This window comes from Paenibacillus taichungensis (assembly GCF_013359905.1).
Classification (GTDB): domain Bacteria; phylum Bacillota; class Bacilli; order Paenibacillales; family Paenibacillaceae; genus Paenibacillus; species Paenibacillus taichungensis.
In genome coordinates, this window is sequence record NZ_JABMCC010000121.1 from 292,487 (window position 1) to 307,956 (window position 15,470).

The 15,470-nt window shown below is 48.0% G+C and carries 11 protein-coding genes; 6 read left to right on the forward strand and 5 right to left on the reverse strand.

From position 1 onward, the window contains the following. The first annotated feature begins 6 nt into the window (after positions 1-6). Entirely contained in the window at positions 7-894 is an 888-nt protein-coding gene (locus HP548_RS28995; protein ID WP_175383606.1) for an AraC family transcriptional regulator, read from the forward strand. Between the two features lie 125 nt (positions 895-1,019). Here the strand turns inward: HP548_RS28995 and HP548_RS29000 are convergent, their stop codons facing one another. Then, positions 1,020-1,703 (reverse strand): serine/threonine protein kinase, encoded by a 684-nt coding sequence (locus HP548_RS29000; protein WP_163756160.1) that lies wholly within the window; start codon positions 1,701-1,703, stop codon positions 1,020-1,022. Between the two features lie 389 nt (positions 1,704-2,092). Between HP548_RS29000 and HP548_RS29005 the strand changes: the two genes are divergently transcribed. Then, a complete protein-coding gene (locus HP548_RS29005; protein ID WP_175383607.1) occupies positions 2,093-3,010 on the forward strand; it encodes a PD-(D/E)XK nuclease family protein in 918 nt (305 codons plus the stop codon). A 151-nt stretch (positions 3,011-3,161) separates the two neighbouring features. On the opposite strand, the gene ald is transcribed toward HP548_RS29005, so the two are convergent. Further along, on the reverse strand, positions 3,162-4,295 hold the full coding sequence (gene ald / locus HP548_RS29010) for an alanine dehydrogenase (RefSeq protein WP_175383608.1): 1,134 nt from the start codon (positions 4,293-4,295) through the stop codon (positions 3,162-3,164). 190 nt (positions 4,296-4,485) lie between these two features. Between ald and HP548_RS29015 the strand changes: the two genes are divergently transcribed. The 3 genes from HP548_RS29015 to HP548_RS29025 all read left to right on the forward strand — a co-directional run bounded on the left by HP548_RS29015 (position 4,486) and on the right by HP548_RS29025 (position 8,872). Beyond that, complete coding sequence (locus tag HP548_RS29015) at positions 4,486-6,156, forward strand: PucR family transcriptional regulator (protein ID WP_099855673.1); 1,671 nt, start codon at positions 4,486-4,488, stop codon at positions 6,154-6,156. Between the two features lie 69 nt (positions 6,157-6,225). Beyond that, positions 6,226-6,417 (forward strand): hypothetical protein, encoded by a 192-nt coding sequence (locus tag HP548_RS29020; RefSeq protein WP_125477266.1) that lies wholly within the window; start codon positions 6,226-6,228, stop codon positions 6,415-6,417. Positions 6,418-6,802: 385 nt separating this feature from the next. After that, positions 6,803-8,872, forward strand: coding sequence for an ATP-binding protein (locus HP548_RS29025; protein WP_175383609.1), 2,070 nt, complete (start codon positions 6,803-6,805; stop codon positions 8,870-8,872). 195 nt (positions 8,873-9,067) lie between these two features. On the opposite strand, the gene HP548_RS29030 is transcribed toward HP548_RS29025, so the two are convergent. Both HP548_RS29030 and HP548_RS29035 read right to left on the reverse strand, forming a co-directional pair. Then, positions 9,068-11,017 (reverse strand): AraC family transcriptional regulator, encoded by a 1,950-nt coding sequence (locus HP548_RS29030; RefSeq protein WP_246318260.1) that lies wholly within the window; start codon positions 11,015-11,017, stop codon positions 9,068-9,070. Positions 11,018-11,112: 95 nt separating this feature from the next. After that, positions 11,113-12,783, reverse strand: coding sequence for a sigma-54 interaction domain-containing protein (locus tag HP548_RS29035; protein ID WP_246318261.1), 1,671 nt, complete (start codon positions 12,781-12,783; stop codon positions 11,113-11,115). A 478-nt stretch (positions 12,784-13,261) separates the two neighbouring features. Here HP548_RS29035 and HP548_RS29040 point away from each other — a divergent pair, with 478 nt between their 5' ends. Beyond that, the gene (locus tag HP548_RS29040; RefSeq protein ID WP_246318262.1) at positions 13,262-14,293 is read left to right on the forward strand and encodes a BclA C-terminal domain-containing protein; all 1,032 of its coding nucleotides are present in this window, start codon (positions 13,262-13,264) and stop codon (positions 14,291-14,293) included. A 167-nt stretch (positions 14,294-14,460) separates the two neighbouring features. Here HP548_RS29040 and HP548_RS29045 read toward each other — a convergent pair whose 3' ends face one another. Beyond that, the gene (locus HP548_RS29045; protein WP_076290216.1) at positions 14,461-15,384 is read right to left on the reverse strand and encodes a proline dehydrogenase family protein; all 924 of its coding nucleotides are present in this window, start codon (positions 15,382-15,384) and stop codon (positions 14,461-14,463) included. Between the last annotated feature and the right edge of the window lie 86 nt (positions 15,385-15,470).

Consider the following 15,470-nt stretch of genomic DNA (forward strand, 5'->3'; position numbering starts at 1 on the left):
GACAGCGTGCTGGACCTGAAAGCGCTTCACGAAAATACCCGCATTGACCATAAATCACATCCATTTCAGTTGTTCCAGAATCGTTGTTGGGGGATGAAAACGGAAGAATGTATTCTGTACTTGCACTGGCATGAACACTTTGAACTGATTTTTATGCGGAAGGGCAGTGCACTGTTTCATATCGACAGCAGGCCCTATGTAGCTCAAGCAGGTGAGGTCATTATCATTCCTGGAGGGGCGCTGCATGTCGGGTATGCTCTGGAGGAAGGGGATGTCCACTATGATTCGGTTGTGCTCAACAGTGCGTTATTTCATGATTTTACCCATGACCCCGTTCACTTGAAATATGTTGCTCCCTATCTGGAAGGTAAGGTAAGGTTCCCGGTAAAACCGGCGGAGCACGACATAGCTTGCCAAGGCTATTACTCCCTGTTGGATGAAGCTATCGAGGAGATGGCCTCACAGCCGCTGGCCTATCAATTGGTTGTGAAATCCAAGTTGCATGCCTTGTTCACTCTGCTTGCCCGCACATTTATGCCACACCATCTCCCTGATAAAACAACGGGATCGTATTTTCCCAATCGGGAACGATTTAAGCTTTTGATTGAGCAGATTGAAGCGGAGCCAACAGGGAAAATGTCCGTGACCGAGGCTGCCGGGCAGGTAGGGCTGAACACATATCATTTTTGCAAAATGTTCAAAAAACTAACTGGACGCACCTTTGTGGAATATGTGAATGGGTGCCGAATGACGAGAGCCGAACAGTTGCTGCAGGAGAGCAGCCTTACCATTACCGAGATCGCTGCCCAGGTTGGCTGTGATAACGCCAACTATTTTACGAAGCTGTATAAACAATACAAAGGGATGACACCCTCGCAGGGGCGGTTAAAATAAGAAGGCCTTGCCATCAACAGGGTACAAACAAAAATCCGGATCACCGCCAGAGTTGCGCGAGTAATCCGGATTGTTTTATGAATATCAAATATCAGAACAAACATTTGATCTGTTTATGAAGATGCTTATTTCATGAATTTGGAGAATAATCGATTAGCCTTTTTGGAGAGGTCGTCCAATTTGATATTGGCCTGATCCAGTTGATTGTATCCCCATTTGATCGTTTGCAGCATGCGTGGGGAGATGGGCGTACCTTTGATCCGTGGATAAATGTTGTGATAGGCCCAGACGAGATGCTCCCAGCGATTATCGTTGCCGTCCTGAATATACTCCGAGACGTCGATGACTTTCCCGCGTCCATTCTGGAGAATTACATTTTTCAGATGAATGTCGCGAGGGTTCAGTCCGCGGCTGCGTACTGCCTCACGCGCTGCGTCCACATCGAGCATCACCTGCTCAGGAACCGGGATTCCTTTTTCCAAACATTCGAGCAAGGTATCTCCCGCTTCAAAACTGATCACAAGAATATTTCGGCCGCTGCCGTAATAGGTAGGGAAATAGGGCAGGCCTTTGAGCTGCTCATATACCTGTTTTTCATTTTCAAGTTTGTCCAGGGCATGATCTGAGTACATCTTGAAGGCATACTGCGGCAATCCGTCATACGTAAATACCGCCGCATCCGTTCCTGTGCCAATACAATTCAGTCCTTCTACATGGCCAATGATGTTAACGAGCTCATTCCGGTCGCTTCCGATGACTTGGATTTGTTGTAATGCCTCTTCCGCCTGGAACCAATCCGGTCGATTCATGGGTGGTGCCTCCTTTTAGGATATGCCTGTACAATATTTTTTCATATAAGATCAACTCATGAGTTTTACACTCGGCCGCTCCGCGTGCAGAATAATCTTTCAATCGCTGTTACCCCCAGATTTTTTCTGCCCTCTCCGTTTTAGTGTAAATCTATGGTTGATCTTATATCAAAGCAAAATCCTGTACTCTTTTAGAATAGTATGCGTTCTGCTCTGTAATTTCATCTTTTGGTGATGTTACTATATAAACGTTACGCATTGAATCGGAAACGGTTGCGGATAGAAGAAAATTACGGAAGGGGTGCTTGCGACGTTTTTGCTCTTTCCTATATACTGTGAGCATTAAGGGATCTCATGCAGATCCGGCATACAGAAAGGCAGAATATCTTATGGCACAATACCCGCAGTGGTCTTATTCGCAGTCGCGGGCGAGTATGTTCGATGAGTGCCTGCGCAAATATTATTATCATTATTATGGAGCCCATAACGGCTGGAAGGCAGATTCGGCTGATGAGATGCAGGTACGTCTGTATCGATTGAAGCAGCTCAGTAATCTATACCTCGTATTCGGTGACCTCGCGCATCGGATGTGTGAATCGGCGGTTCGCAGCAGGGAAGAAGGCAAGGATAAACCTCGTGAGCACTTTCTGGAACTGACGATGCGCAAGCTGCTGAATCAGGCGTATGTGGAATCAATGGATCAAGATCAGTGGCGGCTCGATCCCAAGAACCGGGTGATGTTGTCTGAGATGTATTACGGGGATGACACGTTGAATGACCGGATTGCGACAATTAAAGAACGAGCCTCGGCCTGTGTCGGTAATTTGTACCAGACGCTCACGTGGGAGGACCTGTCCCGTGCAAGTACGGATATTTTGGAGATTGAGAAATGGGATACGATGCTGCTGCACGATACGCGTGTGTATGTGAAGATGGACTTGTTATATCGTCGCAGCAACGGCAACATCGTCATTGTGGACTGGAAGACGGGCAAGGAGGATGACTTCTCGGATCAGCTGATGCTGTACGCATCCTATGTGAGGGAGCATTACCGGGTTCCACTGGAGCAGATTGAGCTGAGGGTGGAGTACCTGTTAACCGGAACACACCGAGAGTTTACGGCAACGGAAGAGGATATCCTGAAGGTGGAGGAGAACGTGGGGCGGTATATTGCGGAGATGCGCTCCTGTGTGGATGATGAGTATTACAACCGTCCCAAGGACGTTTCGTATTTCACGCCAATGCCTTCACGCCGTGCTTGCCGGGACTGTAATTTCCGTGAGGTGTGCAGCGAACGTGTAGTATAGAGCGCCACCCGAAGCATCTTCAGAACTCATTCCTATTTCATATGAAAATAAAACAAGAAGCGCCAGCCTGGACAGGATCTGCCCGGACTGGCGCTTCTATTACGTTCCACAGGCCGGCGACAAGGCGCCAGGTGGAACGGTCATATCAAGATTACTGGACCGTGGCCGTATTCTCCAGCGCCTGTCCTGCGGGAACATAGGCATGCCCGAGATCCCGGGCAACCGCCTCATACGTGATATGTCCATTCAGCACGTTCACCGCGCTGCGAATGGACGCACTGCCGCGAATCGCGGCTGCTGCACCGTGGTTCGCCAGCTGCAGCGCATAAGGCATAGTGGCGTTAGTCAGCGCCACCGTAGACGTGCGCGGCACCGCGCCTGGCATGTTCGCTACCGCGTAATGCACCACACCATGCTTCACATAGGTCGGTTCATCATGGGTTGTGATATGATCAATGGTCTCCACAATTCCGCCCTGATCAATCGCCACATCCACAATGACCGAACCGGGTGCCATGGTGGTAACCATTTGCTCGCTGACAAGGGTTGGCGCTTTGGCGCCTGGAATCAGCACCGCACAGATCAGCAGGTCGGCAGCCGCAACAGCCGAAGCAATATTGGATGGACTCGATACCAGCGTATGAATCTGATTGCCAAAAATATCATCCAGCTGACGCAGACGATTCAGATTCAAATCGAGGATGGTCACATCCGCACCCAGACCAATCGCGATTTTGGCGGCATTGGTGCCCACCGTGCCGCCACCAATAACAACGACCTTGCCACGGCTTACGCCGGGTACGCCGGATAACAGAATGCCTTTGCCACCTTCCGTTTTCTCCAGCAGCTGCGCTCCAATCTGAGCCGACATTCGTCCGGCAACTTCACTCATCGGGGTGAGCAGAGGCAGCGTCCCGTTAACTTCCAATGTCTCGTACGCAATGGCGGTCACCCGGCTTTCAATCAGTGCCTTTGCCAGTGCAGGTTCCGCTGCGAGGTGCAGGTAGGTGAAGAGAATCAAGCCAGGGCGAAAATAGGCGTATTCGCTGACAAGGGGTTCTTTGACCTTGATGATCATATCTGCCTCTGCCCACACAGTTGAAGCTGTATCCCGAAGCTCCGCTCCGGCCGATTGATATTCGTTGTCAGTGAATCCACTGCCCAATCCTGCGCCACGTTCGATCATGACTTGATGTCCGGCTCTGACAAAATCAGCAGCTCCAGCAGGGGTCATTGCTACACGATTTTCATTGTTTTTGATTTCTTTCGGAATTCCGATTCTCATCGCCATGCACCTCGTCCATTTAATGGTTGTTAGCTTATACTACAAGTTTATGACCTGGATCATCGTTTTGCACCTTACCTCATGTCTATGTTTTGAAGTATTGATTCAACATAATGTCGAGAAAAGACTATTCAGGACATTTGTCCATCGCTTATAATGTAAGAAAAAATGACACTATGAGGGATCGATATTGAGAAATGACCGCGTGTTTACGATAAAGGATATTCTGGCTCGCCCTGTCTTTGCCAAAGCCCGGCTTGCTGCGGGGAAAGAAGGAACATCACGTCAAGTTGGATGGGTTCATGTGCTGGAGATCACCAATGTTTCTCCCTTTGTAAGTCCCCATGATCTTATTTTATCCACTGGACTATGGCTTCAATCGGAAGAAGGGCGCGAAGAATATCTGCTCCAGTTAATCCGGAGCGAAGCGGCGGGGCTTTGCGTGGAGTTTGGTACGAGCATTCATGGCATTCCCGAAGAATTGATTGAACTGGCTGACAGGCATCAATTCCCACTTATCGTGTTTGAGCAACCGGTCCGTTTTGTTGAGATCACGCAAGATATTCACGCTTTGCTTATTAATCATCAGCACCAGCTGCTGAAGAGTCTGGAAACCTATTCCCGTCAGCTTCAGCAGCGAACATTACAGAGTACAGACATGTCGGCTGTGCTTAACCTTCTGCATGAATATGCGGCCAAGCCGGTTGTGTATATCTCATCCATGGAACCGGGCAGTTTTGTGCCGGAGTTACCCTCCGAGACACAGCAAGCGATCTACACATGGTATGAACAGGAGGTTGAGCATCTGGATCTCAATGATTCAGACACGGAGTTATGGTTCCATCTGGATGAGGAACAGGTGTTACTGTGTCATCCGGTCGTATGTTTTGGTCAGGTCTTTTCCGCGGTAGGTATGGTTGTACATCCTTCAGCACCCGTTGAGTATCTTAAGTTGTTGCTCGATTATACAGCGAAGGCTGCGGCCGCACTGACTTTGCGCTCTCAGTTTCTGGAGGAGAAGATGGTACGCAACCAGAATGAGCTGATCCAGGATCTGATGAACGGTAACATTCTTCAAGAGGAGCAGGCGCAGACCCGAATGGGGCTCCGTCTGTTGGTGAAGGGACAGTACTGGTTTGCCGGCGGAGTTATTGAGATGGAGCACCGTCTGAAAGGCATTGGGCGTGAGCGAATGGAAACCAATCATCAGGATATTCTGGTGCTGCTGCGTTCCTTGCTCAAAAAGAACAATCTCGCCAGCCTCATCATGCTGAAAAATAATCAGGTATATGTATGCTGTGCCAAGGAAGAGAACAAGACATCTACACGAAATCAACTGGTAAAATCACTTGAAGGCATTATTAGTGATGTGAAGAGATTTGCGAGTCGCAACCTGAAGCAGGTTACGATCCATGCCGGATTTGGCAAGGTGCGTAACCGACTAACAGGATTGCCGGACAGTCTGCGGGAAGCGTACCAGGTCATCGAAGTTTCACGATCCGTGGATCGGCTGAAACATATTCATTTTTACGAACGTATGGGTATATATCAAATGCTTAAAGCATTGCCCCAATCGTTTTTGCAGCCTTTTGTGAATGATCATCTGGGCGTTCTGATTGACTACGATCGGACACATCATCTAAGGCTGGTGGAGACATTGGATGCCTTCCTGCAAAACTTCGGTTCCAAGCGGGATGCGGCTGCTCAATTGTTCATACATCGGCAAACCTTGTACAATAGATTGGAGAAGTTAGAAGAATTAATGGGACCTGATTTTATGGATCAGGAAAGAAGAATCTGCCTGGAGATGGCGTTGCTTGCTCATGCCATGATCGAGGAGGAACAGGAATTTCTGTCTTGATGAATCAGGCTGGTGACAGTCCAGACTGTGCATTATTGAAAAGCATGCACAGTCTAGCAATTTTTACTGATGCGCCGAGCGTGTCGTAATGCTCTTGGTAATACAGAGTTTTCAGAAGCTGGACGGCGGCCACGGAACAGTTTGGGTTGGCCGGAGGAAGGTGCAAGGGATAACGAGGTGGGAGCGGCCAAGCGATATGGCGAAGAACTGCGCTCCGGAAAAGTCTCCGTCTCCATTTTTTGGGATGAAACACCGGTTTGACGCAACCATTCATCAAGTCGCTCACGGTTGATTCCTAGTTGTCCGCTCAGATTACAGATATCGAGGTTTTTTCTCACACAAATCCGCCTTTCCTGGAATATCGGGCTGTATAGGTTCTGAAAGGGAAGCATGAAGTTCGAAATGGGTGGATGCCCACTTGATTGGTGTGCTCGATTAGCGGAATGGCGAATTATGTTGAACATCCTCATGAAAGATGTATGTACCCTGTGTTAAACGTTTGCAAACAGCTGTTTTGTATATTTACTATAATTTGGCTTTTATCTAGATTTTATCACTTCATATGTAACTGTGCGTCTCAATGTAGTCTCAATTTGTGAGAAAATACGGTTAAGGAAAGTACCAGTATCTAGTGCGGAGGACACAGATGGAAAACAGTAGTGAGATTCAATACGATAGCCATTATGGTCATGGAAAACGTTTTGTGGGTCGAGCCAAGGAACTGATGGTGTTGGACCGATGGCTCAACAATCCGGAAGCACCTTTAACCATTTTTTCGGTTACGGGTATGGGAGGAATCGGTAAATCATCCTTGCTGTCTGAGATGTTGTCCGTTGCTCGGAACCATGGAGCAACCGCCATATGGATGGATGGCAGATCCTGCGGCTCTACACCGTCGGTCTTTTTGGAGTATCTCTCCTCTACATTGGGACTAGAGACAATGGGGAGTGATGGTCACACGCGACCATTGAGCCTGCTGAGTGAGACTTCAGTAAAGAGGCGGCTGGTCCTTGCTGTGGATAACTATGAAGAACTGGCTCTTCTGGAGAGTTGGTTTATGGAAGTCTTTGTATCCAAGCTTCCGTTATATGGAGTACTTATTATTCTGGCCTCACGACCGGAGCCTGCTTCAGCGTGGCGGACACATCCAAGGTTGCGGCAGCGCCTCGTGCAGATGCCTCTTCAACATTTTACGGGTGAAGAAGTGTCCGAATATATTGCAGTGGCAGGATCATTAAACAGGAGCATAGCGGGGACGATTGCGCGTATGACGGATGGACATCCGCTCGGGTTAGCGCTTGCTGTGGAGGCTGCGGATCAGCGCAGGAATATTCCCATCTCCGATTGGACCGAATTATCACAAATGATTAGTGCCAGGCTGCTGCTTGAATTGACTCTTCCCCGTCTGCACCCAATGGTAGAGGTATTAACGCTGCTGGAAACGGCGAATCAGGAATTGTTGGCATCTGTACTGCAAACAGAGGTGACGCTTGAGGAATATAACGTCTTGAGACGTATGTCGTTCATCCGTTCCGGTCCTAATGGTCTGGCGCTGCATGATATGGCCAGATTACATCTGCTTCGGGATTTTCGCCAACGTGAACCACAGCGTCTGCAAGCTATGCGGGTGCGAATAGCGGGGCTGCTAAAGCCGCTCCATGAACAAGCTGGTCCACATGAGAGACGCCAGATTACGAGGAAAATGCTCCTTTTGTGTCAGGAATCCATGCTCCAGCATCGGAAGTACGCTGATGTGTCGGCGGATTCACTGTTTTCTCCGCTGGAGGTGATGCGATCGGAGGACTTGCCAGCGTTGCACAAATTACTCCAACAGTGGTGTGAGTATAGTGTGGAGCCTTGGCAGGCGCCGTCTTATCCTGCTTTTTTAGACGAACTTGCACAGCGTTATCCTGAGGGGATTGTACTGATGCGTGACAAGGAGGGCGATCCGATCGCGATGTTCATTACGGTACTCGTGCACCGGGAGAGCAGCGGGATGTTGTCCAAGTATTTTCCAGCCGAGATGCAGGAATGTTTCACACCGGAAGAGCTGGATTGTGATCCAGACCAGACGGATACTCACTTTGCGGTACTCGCTGCAGCAAGGGATGATGTACCAGGCTACAAACGTGAAGAACTTGTGGGTTATATGTCACTGGATCGGTTGTCCCTACTGGGAGAAGGGGCCAGGGTCATACTGGTCGCAACCAATCCGTATCTGAAGCTGTTTTTGCAGAGTATTGGTTTTCGGAGTAAGAGAGCACGTACTCGTTTATGTGACCTGTATGCAGATCAGGCAGATGTGCTAGATCTGGATTTGCGCAGTGGACAATTCGGTGATTGGGTGATGTCTCTTTTGATTCCTGATGCAAAGAACGGCGGGTTACAGCAGGGGACATCTGGCGTGAGTCAGGTACCCTGGTCCGAACAGGATTTACGCAAAATGCTGACTCATCTGCATTCTCCCGGAGAATTGCATGAGTCCGCAGGGCGAGTGAATGGCATGACGGATGGCATTCATCTACAGTCGCATATCCTGGATTTGCTGGAGGGCCGGGTTCATGGTATCTCGCAGCAGGATCAGAAGCTGTTATACGCGGCCTATTGGACATATGCTGGCAATCCAACTGCCGCAGCACAGGCATGCTCAATGAGCCGGGCGACATTCTATCGGCATCTACGAGCGGCTTTGATCCGGCTGGCAAGAGTACTGTAGCGTGATTGAAAGAATAATATGGATTCATGGGAAATTAACATCAATCATAAATTAATATCATTGGAATAAACCAAAAACACACAGTAACCGGCTTATCGAGCCAGTCCTGCGTGTTTTTTTGATTGAAATAAATCTCAAGCAGATGACCATGAAATCCAGATGCCATGATGCTGATTGGTTAGTGAAATTGAAGCTTTAATTCTTTGTTTCCACTAACCAATCGGCCAGTTCTTCCGTTTGGGTGAGAATGGCAATGGGGTCCCAATACCAGGAGCGATCAGCACCCCAGATATATACATGATCATTTTTGACGGCGTCCAATCCTCCCCAGATGGGGTCAGCCTTTAAATCCTCCATCGTCTGGTTATCTGTTGTTAGAACGATATAATCCCCAGCATATTTAGGCAAAACTTCCGTGGAGAGGCTCGCCCAGCCTGGATCGGTTAACTCAGCGATTACCTCAGCTGGAGGTTTGAAGCCAAGCACATTGTATATTACGGGTCCGCCCTTGCCATAGTTGGCGCCAACGGTTGAAATATCTTTACCCATATATTCCAGAATGGAGAATGTGCTATCGGCAGGGATAACCTGGAGCACTCGTTCTTTCGCTGCGGCTGTACGGCGGTCATAATCAGCAAGCCAGGCATTTGCTTCCTCTTGCTTACCTAGTAGCTCACCGAAATAGCTAACTTCTTCATGCACGGTTTTGAATGAGGCATAGGGTATGATTACAGTCGGGGCAATTTTAGTTAGCTGCTCATTCATTTCAGCGTACATATCATCCATAATAATCAGATCCGGCTCCATGGCAGCAATCTTCTCCAAGTTGCCGTTGCCATCTCCCAGATCCTCCACGTCTTTCAGCGCATCATGCAGGTAGGGGTTCGCAATGTGGTGACTTGATGTTCCGACAGGAGTTACACCCAGAGCGATCAGACTGCCCAGATATTCACCCGCTACAATTCGTTTGGGTTGCAATGGGACTTCAATATCTCCTGTAACCGTGGATACGGTTTTGGTCTGTGGTTGCTCGGCAGTCGTAGTTCCAGCAGCTTGTCCTTGTTTGGTATTGGTCGGAGTTGTCGCATTCTCAGCTGCTCCCGAGGAACTATTACCTGTAGCCTCCGTCCCGCAAGCACTGATCAACAACATAAAGCTAAGCAATAATACCGCCGTAATCGGTGGTCTTGATCCTCTGTACATGTACAATTCGTCCTCTCCATTCCCAACTCGTTGATAATCATTATCATCTACAACAGTATAGCTGAGGGGGTTTGGAGGGCCAATGGATAATCTCATGGTTGTAGAAGGACTATCTTCTCGTTGGGTGGCTCTATGCTCCGCTCTGAAATGTGAGGGAGAGACGCCTTTATACTTTTTGAACAGCCTGCCCAGATAGTAGGGGTCCTGATAACCAACGCTGGATGCAATCTCTTTTAAGGTGGCATCCGTCTCCAGCAGCAATGCTGCCGTCTTTTCGATCCGTACTTTAATGAGATAATCAATCGGGCTGAGTCCGGTCCGGCTTTTAAAATAGGAGGAGAGATGTGGAACGCTATAATTCAGGTTCTCTGATAGTAATTCCAGCGTAATGGCTTCGGCGAATCGAGACTGAATAATCGTGATGATTTGCGCAGCCAGATCGCGTTTCTGAGAACGTACACCTTGAGTCTGCATCTGATTCAGCACTTCAGTGATGAATTGAAAAAGCAGGCTCTTGGCACGCAAATGTCCAAGCGCTTCGGCTTTGCTCCATTCCTTATGCATGTCCGTCAAACAGCGATAGAGTATAACGGGTTCCGCAGGGATTAGGCTGTAGGTAACGTGGAAAGGACGAAGACGTTCAGCTAGTGCTGCAAGTTCGCTATGGGCTGGCAGTGAAAGTTTTGCTTTATAATATACGCAATAATATTCGAACTCTTCTTGTCCGGCTTCTACGTTCAGAATGCTTCCTTTACCCGCATGGAATATCTGAAAACGTCGTGTATTGTGTGATGTCTCATCGAGTATAATCTGAGCACTTCCGCGGACAGACATGATAAAGACACTGGCTGGCAAGACATAGGGACGCAAAGTCTGACCTGCTTGGACTACCACGCGGCGGATATCAAATATGTTGAAGGAAGCGTGATTCCACAACATCATGTGATTCTGTATCTCCATGTGCTACAACCAACCTTCTTCATCGAGGCTTAACAAAATTCTATGTATCATTTATTATAACGACAAGAAGAGGCTGGTCATAGACCGAGCCTCTTCATGCGGTTATAGAGCGTTGCTCTGGAGATGCCGAGCTGCCGGGCGAGCGTTCTTTTGTTGCCTCCAGCGGCTTTCAGATATTGCAGCAGGAGATCCGACTCGTAGGTGTCCAACTTCTCCTGATAGGATAGGGTCGAAGTATCCAGCGGCTCCTCTTTTTTTTCTTCATGTATCGGAACAGATGGGTCCGAGCTTTCAGGTGAACTAGAAGAGACTGATTCCAGACCAGGTTGTGGATGAAGCTGTACCGCCTCGTGCAAAATGGATTGTTCCTGATCCATGGATGCAATGAAGGTGTCAGGGAGATATTCGGGCTTGACCTCGCCATCCGTGGTGAGAATGGTGATCCGCTCAATCACATTTCTTAATTCCCGTACATTACCCGGCCAGTCATACTGGAATAACAGCTTGAACACCTCAGGAGGAACCAGTTCAATATGACGATTATAGAGCAAGGAAAACTCTTGCAGGAAAGTCTGTGTCAACTCGTAAATATCTTCCTTGCGCTTACGCAGGGGAGGGATGACGAGGTTAATGACATTCAGTCGATAGTAGAGATCCTCCCGGAACTGATTGCGGGCGATCATGCCCAGCAGATTCTGATTGGTTGCGGCGATAATCCGGCAGCTGGCCTGTTTCATGCGTGTTCCACCGACAGGGAAGTAACTTTTCTCCTGCAATACACGCAATAGCTTCACCTGAAGCTCCAGTGGCATCTCACCTATCTCATCCAAAAAGAGCGTGCCGCCTTCGGCCAGTTCAATCTTTCCTTTTTTTCCTTTGGGATCAGCCCCTGAAAATGCACCCTTCTCGTACCCGAATAACTCACTCTCAAATAATGAACCAGGAATAGCTCCGCAGTTAATGGCGATAAACGGCGCTGTCTGCGGTTCACGCAGGTCATGAATGGCTTTGGCGAATAACTCTTTTCCCGTTCCGCTTTCTCCAAGAATAAGCACGGTAGCTGAGGTGGTGCTGATCTTGCGAATAGTCTCCAGACACTGGTTGATTACCGGGCTGCTGCCCTTGATTCTGGAAAATGGATCGGAATCCGGGCGCAGACGGGCAACGGCTTTCTCCAGATGTTGGACTTTGGATGTCATATGTAATAACTCTTGGTGCAGACGGATTTCGGTTGTTATATCCACTTCCGCAGCAACCGCGCCTACAATACGTCCATCGAGTTGCACTGGACGTGCATTAATCAGGGCGAATAGATCGGGCCTTGGCTGGTGCTGCTTTCGATACACGGTTTCCCCTGTGTATAACGTTTTGAGCGATTGAAGGCGATCAGGCGGAAAGAAATCCGCTGCCGGTTTCCCAATGATATCTTTTTTGTTGATGGAAAAAACATGCTCCGCACCCGATGTCCAGTAGGTCACCTTTGCTTCTTCATTAATCAATGTCAGAGCTGAGCCTGCCGTTTCCAGAGTAGTCTCGAAATAAGCTTCCATAAGCCGATGGGCATGCATCATTTCTTGTAAAACATCAGATACAGCGATATAGCCCAATAGAGGTCCATCATCCTGAACTAACAGATAAGGACTGGTATTAAATAGGGGGATGGCTTCGGCCAGTCCAGTGGTTGAAGGGATAACGGGCATGGAAAGGCCCGAATCCAGGATACTCATATTTGTACGTAATAAGGTCATTAATTCTGGAAGTAAATGTTTCATCAATATCACCTCAGTTAGGGCATAACTTTCGGAAACTATACCTGTTGCACGAGCTGCTTACAAGCGGCCCCCAGATGAAATGATTGTGGGGATGATAGTTACCCATATTATAGCTTTCCAAATGAAGTGTGTATATATTTTTTGACATGAAGCGTACATGGTATCGGCGCAGAAGAGAGGGGTATCGATTTATTATTTTTGTTATGCGCTTACAATTTTACGGTTTAGGAATAATTGTTAATTACAATGGACGAGTTAAAATTTTAGGTGAGATGTGAGTTATTAAAACTAACATTAGAAACAGTGGACTACACTGTTATCTCTCACCCAGTACCGAGCTGTTTAAGTGATTATTCATATAGAACATAAATTGTCCACACCATTAAGAAACTTCTGAATAATGCTATAAGAAGGCTCAATGCGCATGAAGAAAAATAAAAAGGAGGCTGATGAAATGGCCATTCTATCAACCGGCCCCATTGAAAATAATATTTCAGGTGTAACCGGTACCCGCCCCACTCAATTCGTCACCGTCAAAATCGATAATCGGGATTCAATAGATGTATATAGCGTTCTTCTTTTGGGTTACTATCTCGATGGAGTCAGAACGTTATATGTGGAAGAAATGTTTAATGTGCTTCCCAATCAGGTCGTAACCAAAGACTATAATGCAAATTTTGATGCGTTCGAGTTTATATTTTCCACAGCAGACCTCGCTGCCCCGGAAGCGCAAATTTCCGTATGGGGCAAAGACGCGGAAGGCGAGTTAGTCACAGCTCACCGATTGGTATCCCAGGAATTACTGAGTGATGCACTGAGCACAACAGGTGTAACCGGAGCCACAGGAGTAACAGGTGTAACCGGAGCCACTGTAGTGACGGGAGGAACAGGCAACACCGGAGTGACGGGAGGAACAGGAGCCACCGGAGTGACGGGAGCAACAGGCAGCACTGGAGTTACGGGAGCGACAGGCGCTACTGGAGATACAGGAGTTACAGGAGTTACAGGCGACACAGGCGACACTGGGGTTACGGGATCAACGGGAGTTACTGGGGCAACCGGTACAACAGGCCAAGGTTTGGCATCGTATGGCTATATTTTTAACACCTCAGCTCAGTCTGTAGCTACCGAGACGGATATAACCTTCGATAGCAACGAAAACCTTACCAACATTACTCATACACCTGGCACGGCTGAAATTAATATTGGTAATGCTGGGGACTATGCGGTGTTCTTTATCATTACAGGTGTTCAGGCAAACCAATTTACCCTTTATCAAAACGGAGCCCCTGTCGGTGGCAGTGTCTATGGTTCAGGAGCTGGTACTCAACCGAATCCAGGAATGATTATTATTACCGCTGCTCCCGGCGATGTGATAACTTTACGAAATCATTCCAGTGCCTCGGCTGTTGATCTGCAAACACTAGCAGGCGGATCACAGATCAATGCAAATGCTTCTATTCTCATTCAACAATTGAGCAGATAATCAATTGGTGTCCAGAAAGTTAGACATTTTAAATTGGGGATGTTCATATTTTAGACATTGTCTGGAATGTTGTGTTGTACAGAAAAAACCATGTGCCCTGAAAGAAAGTGGCAGCATGGTTTTTGTTTTTCTCGTTGTATTTTATATAACTGAATCCAGCCGGGAAATTATCTAAACATGTTTTTGACCACCATCCAGAGATTTGCGGGTTTCTCAGCCAGACGGCGGGTGTAGTACGGGTACCACATGGTTCCATAGGGCACGTAACAACGAATGCGGTATCCTTCTCTGGCCAGACGTTCCTGTTCGCCCATACGCAAGCCGTACAACATTTGAAATTCAAATGCCTCCGGGGAAATTCCCCGATCCTTCGCATATTGCTTGGTCCAGGAAATAATGTGGTCATCATGTGAAGCAACCGCAGTGTATACCCCCTGATCGAGATGATTGCGAATCATCGTTTTGAATTGATCAATCACTTCTGAAGTGTTCTGATAAGCTACGGATGCAGGTTCCTTGTAAGCACCTTTGACCAGACGCAGCCGGATGCCTTCCCGAATCATATCACGTGTATCTTCCACGGTACGATGCAAGTAAGCTTGCAGTACCGTACCTGTATTATCCAGTCCTTCCGAGTGCAAACGGCGCACAATATCCAAAGTCGCTTGGGTAAACGGGCTGTCCTCCATATCAATCCGCACAAACAGATTATGCAGCTTCGCTTGGGTGGCAACCGCTCGTATATTTCGATAACCTTCCTCAGGGTCCAGCGCGAGTCCCATTTGGGTTGGTTTTAGCGAGACATTGGAGTCCGCACCCTGACGGGCAATGCCCTCCACCAGACGTATATACTCATCCCGATACAGCGCAGCTTCTCTTAAATGGGTAATGCCCTCGCCCAGATGATCCAGTGTAGCCATAATGCCTTTGTTGTTGAGTACCCGAATCTCTTCGAGAGCTTCTTCCAGTGTGTTGCCTGCAATAAATTTGCCAGCCAGCTTTTTGCCGTATTTGATGGAGAGATTCTCCACAGCTTTATTACCTGCGACGGTCAGCAGCGTTTTACGGTACATTTCGGTTCCGATACTCATCGGGGTTCCTCCTTATGGATCATGTTTCTATATAACAAAGTGATCAAGCAATAATCATGCCAAGGTTATTCTGCATAGAAGAAAAC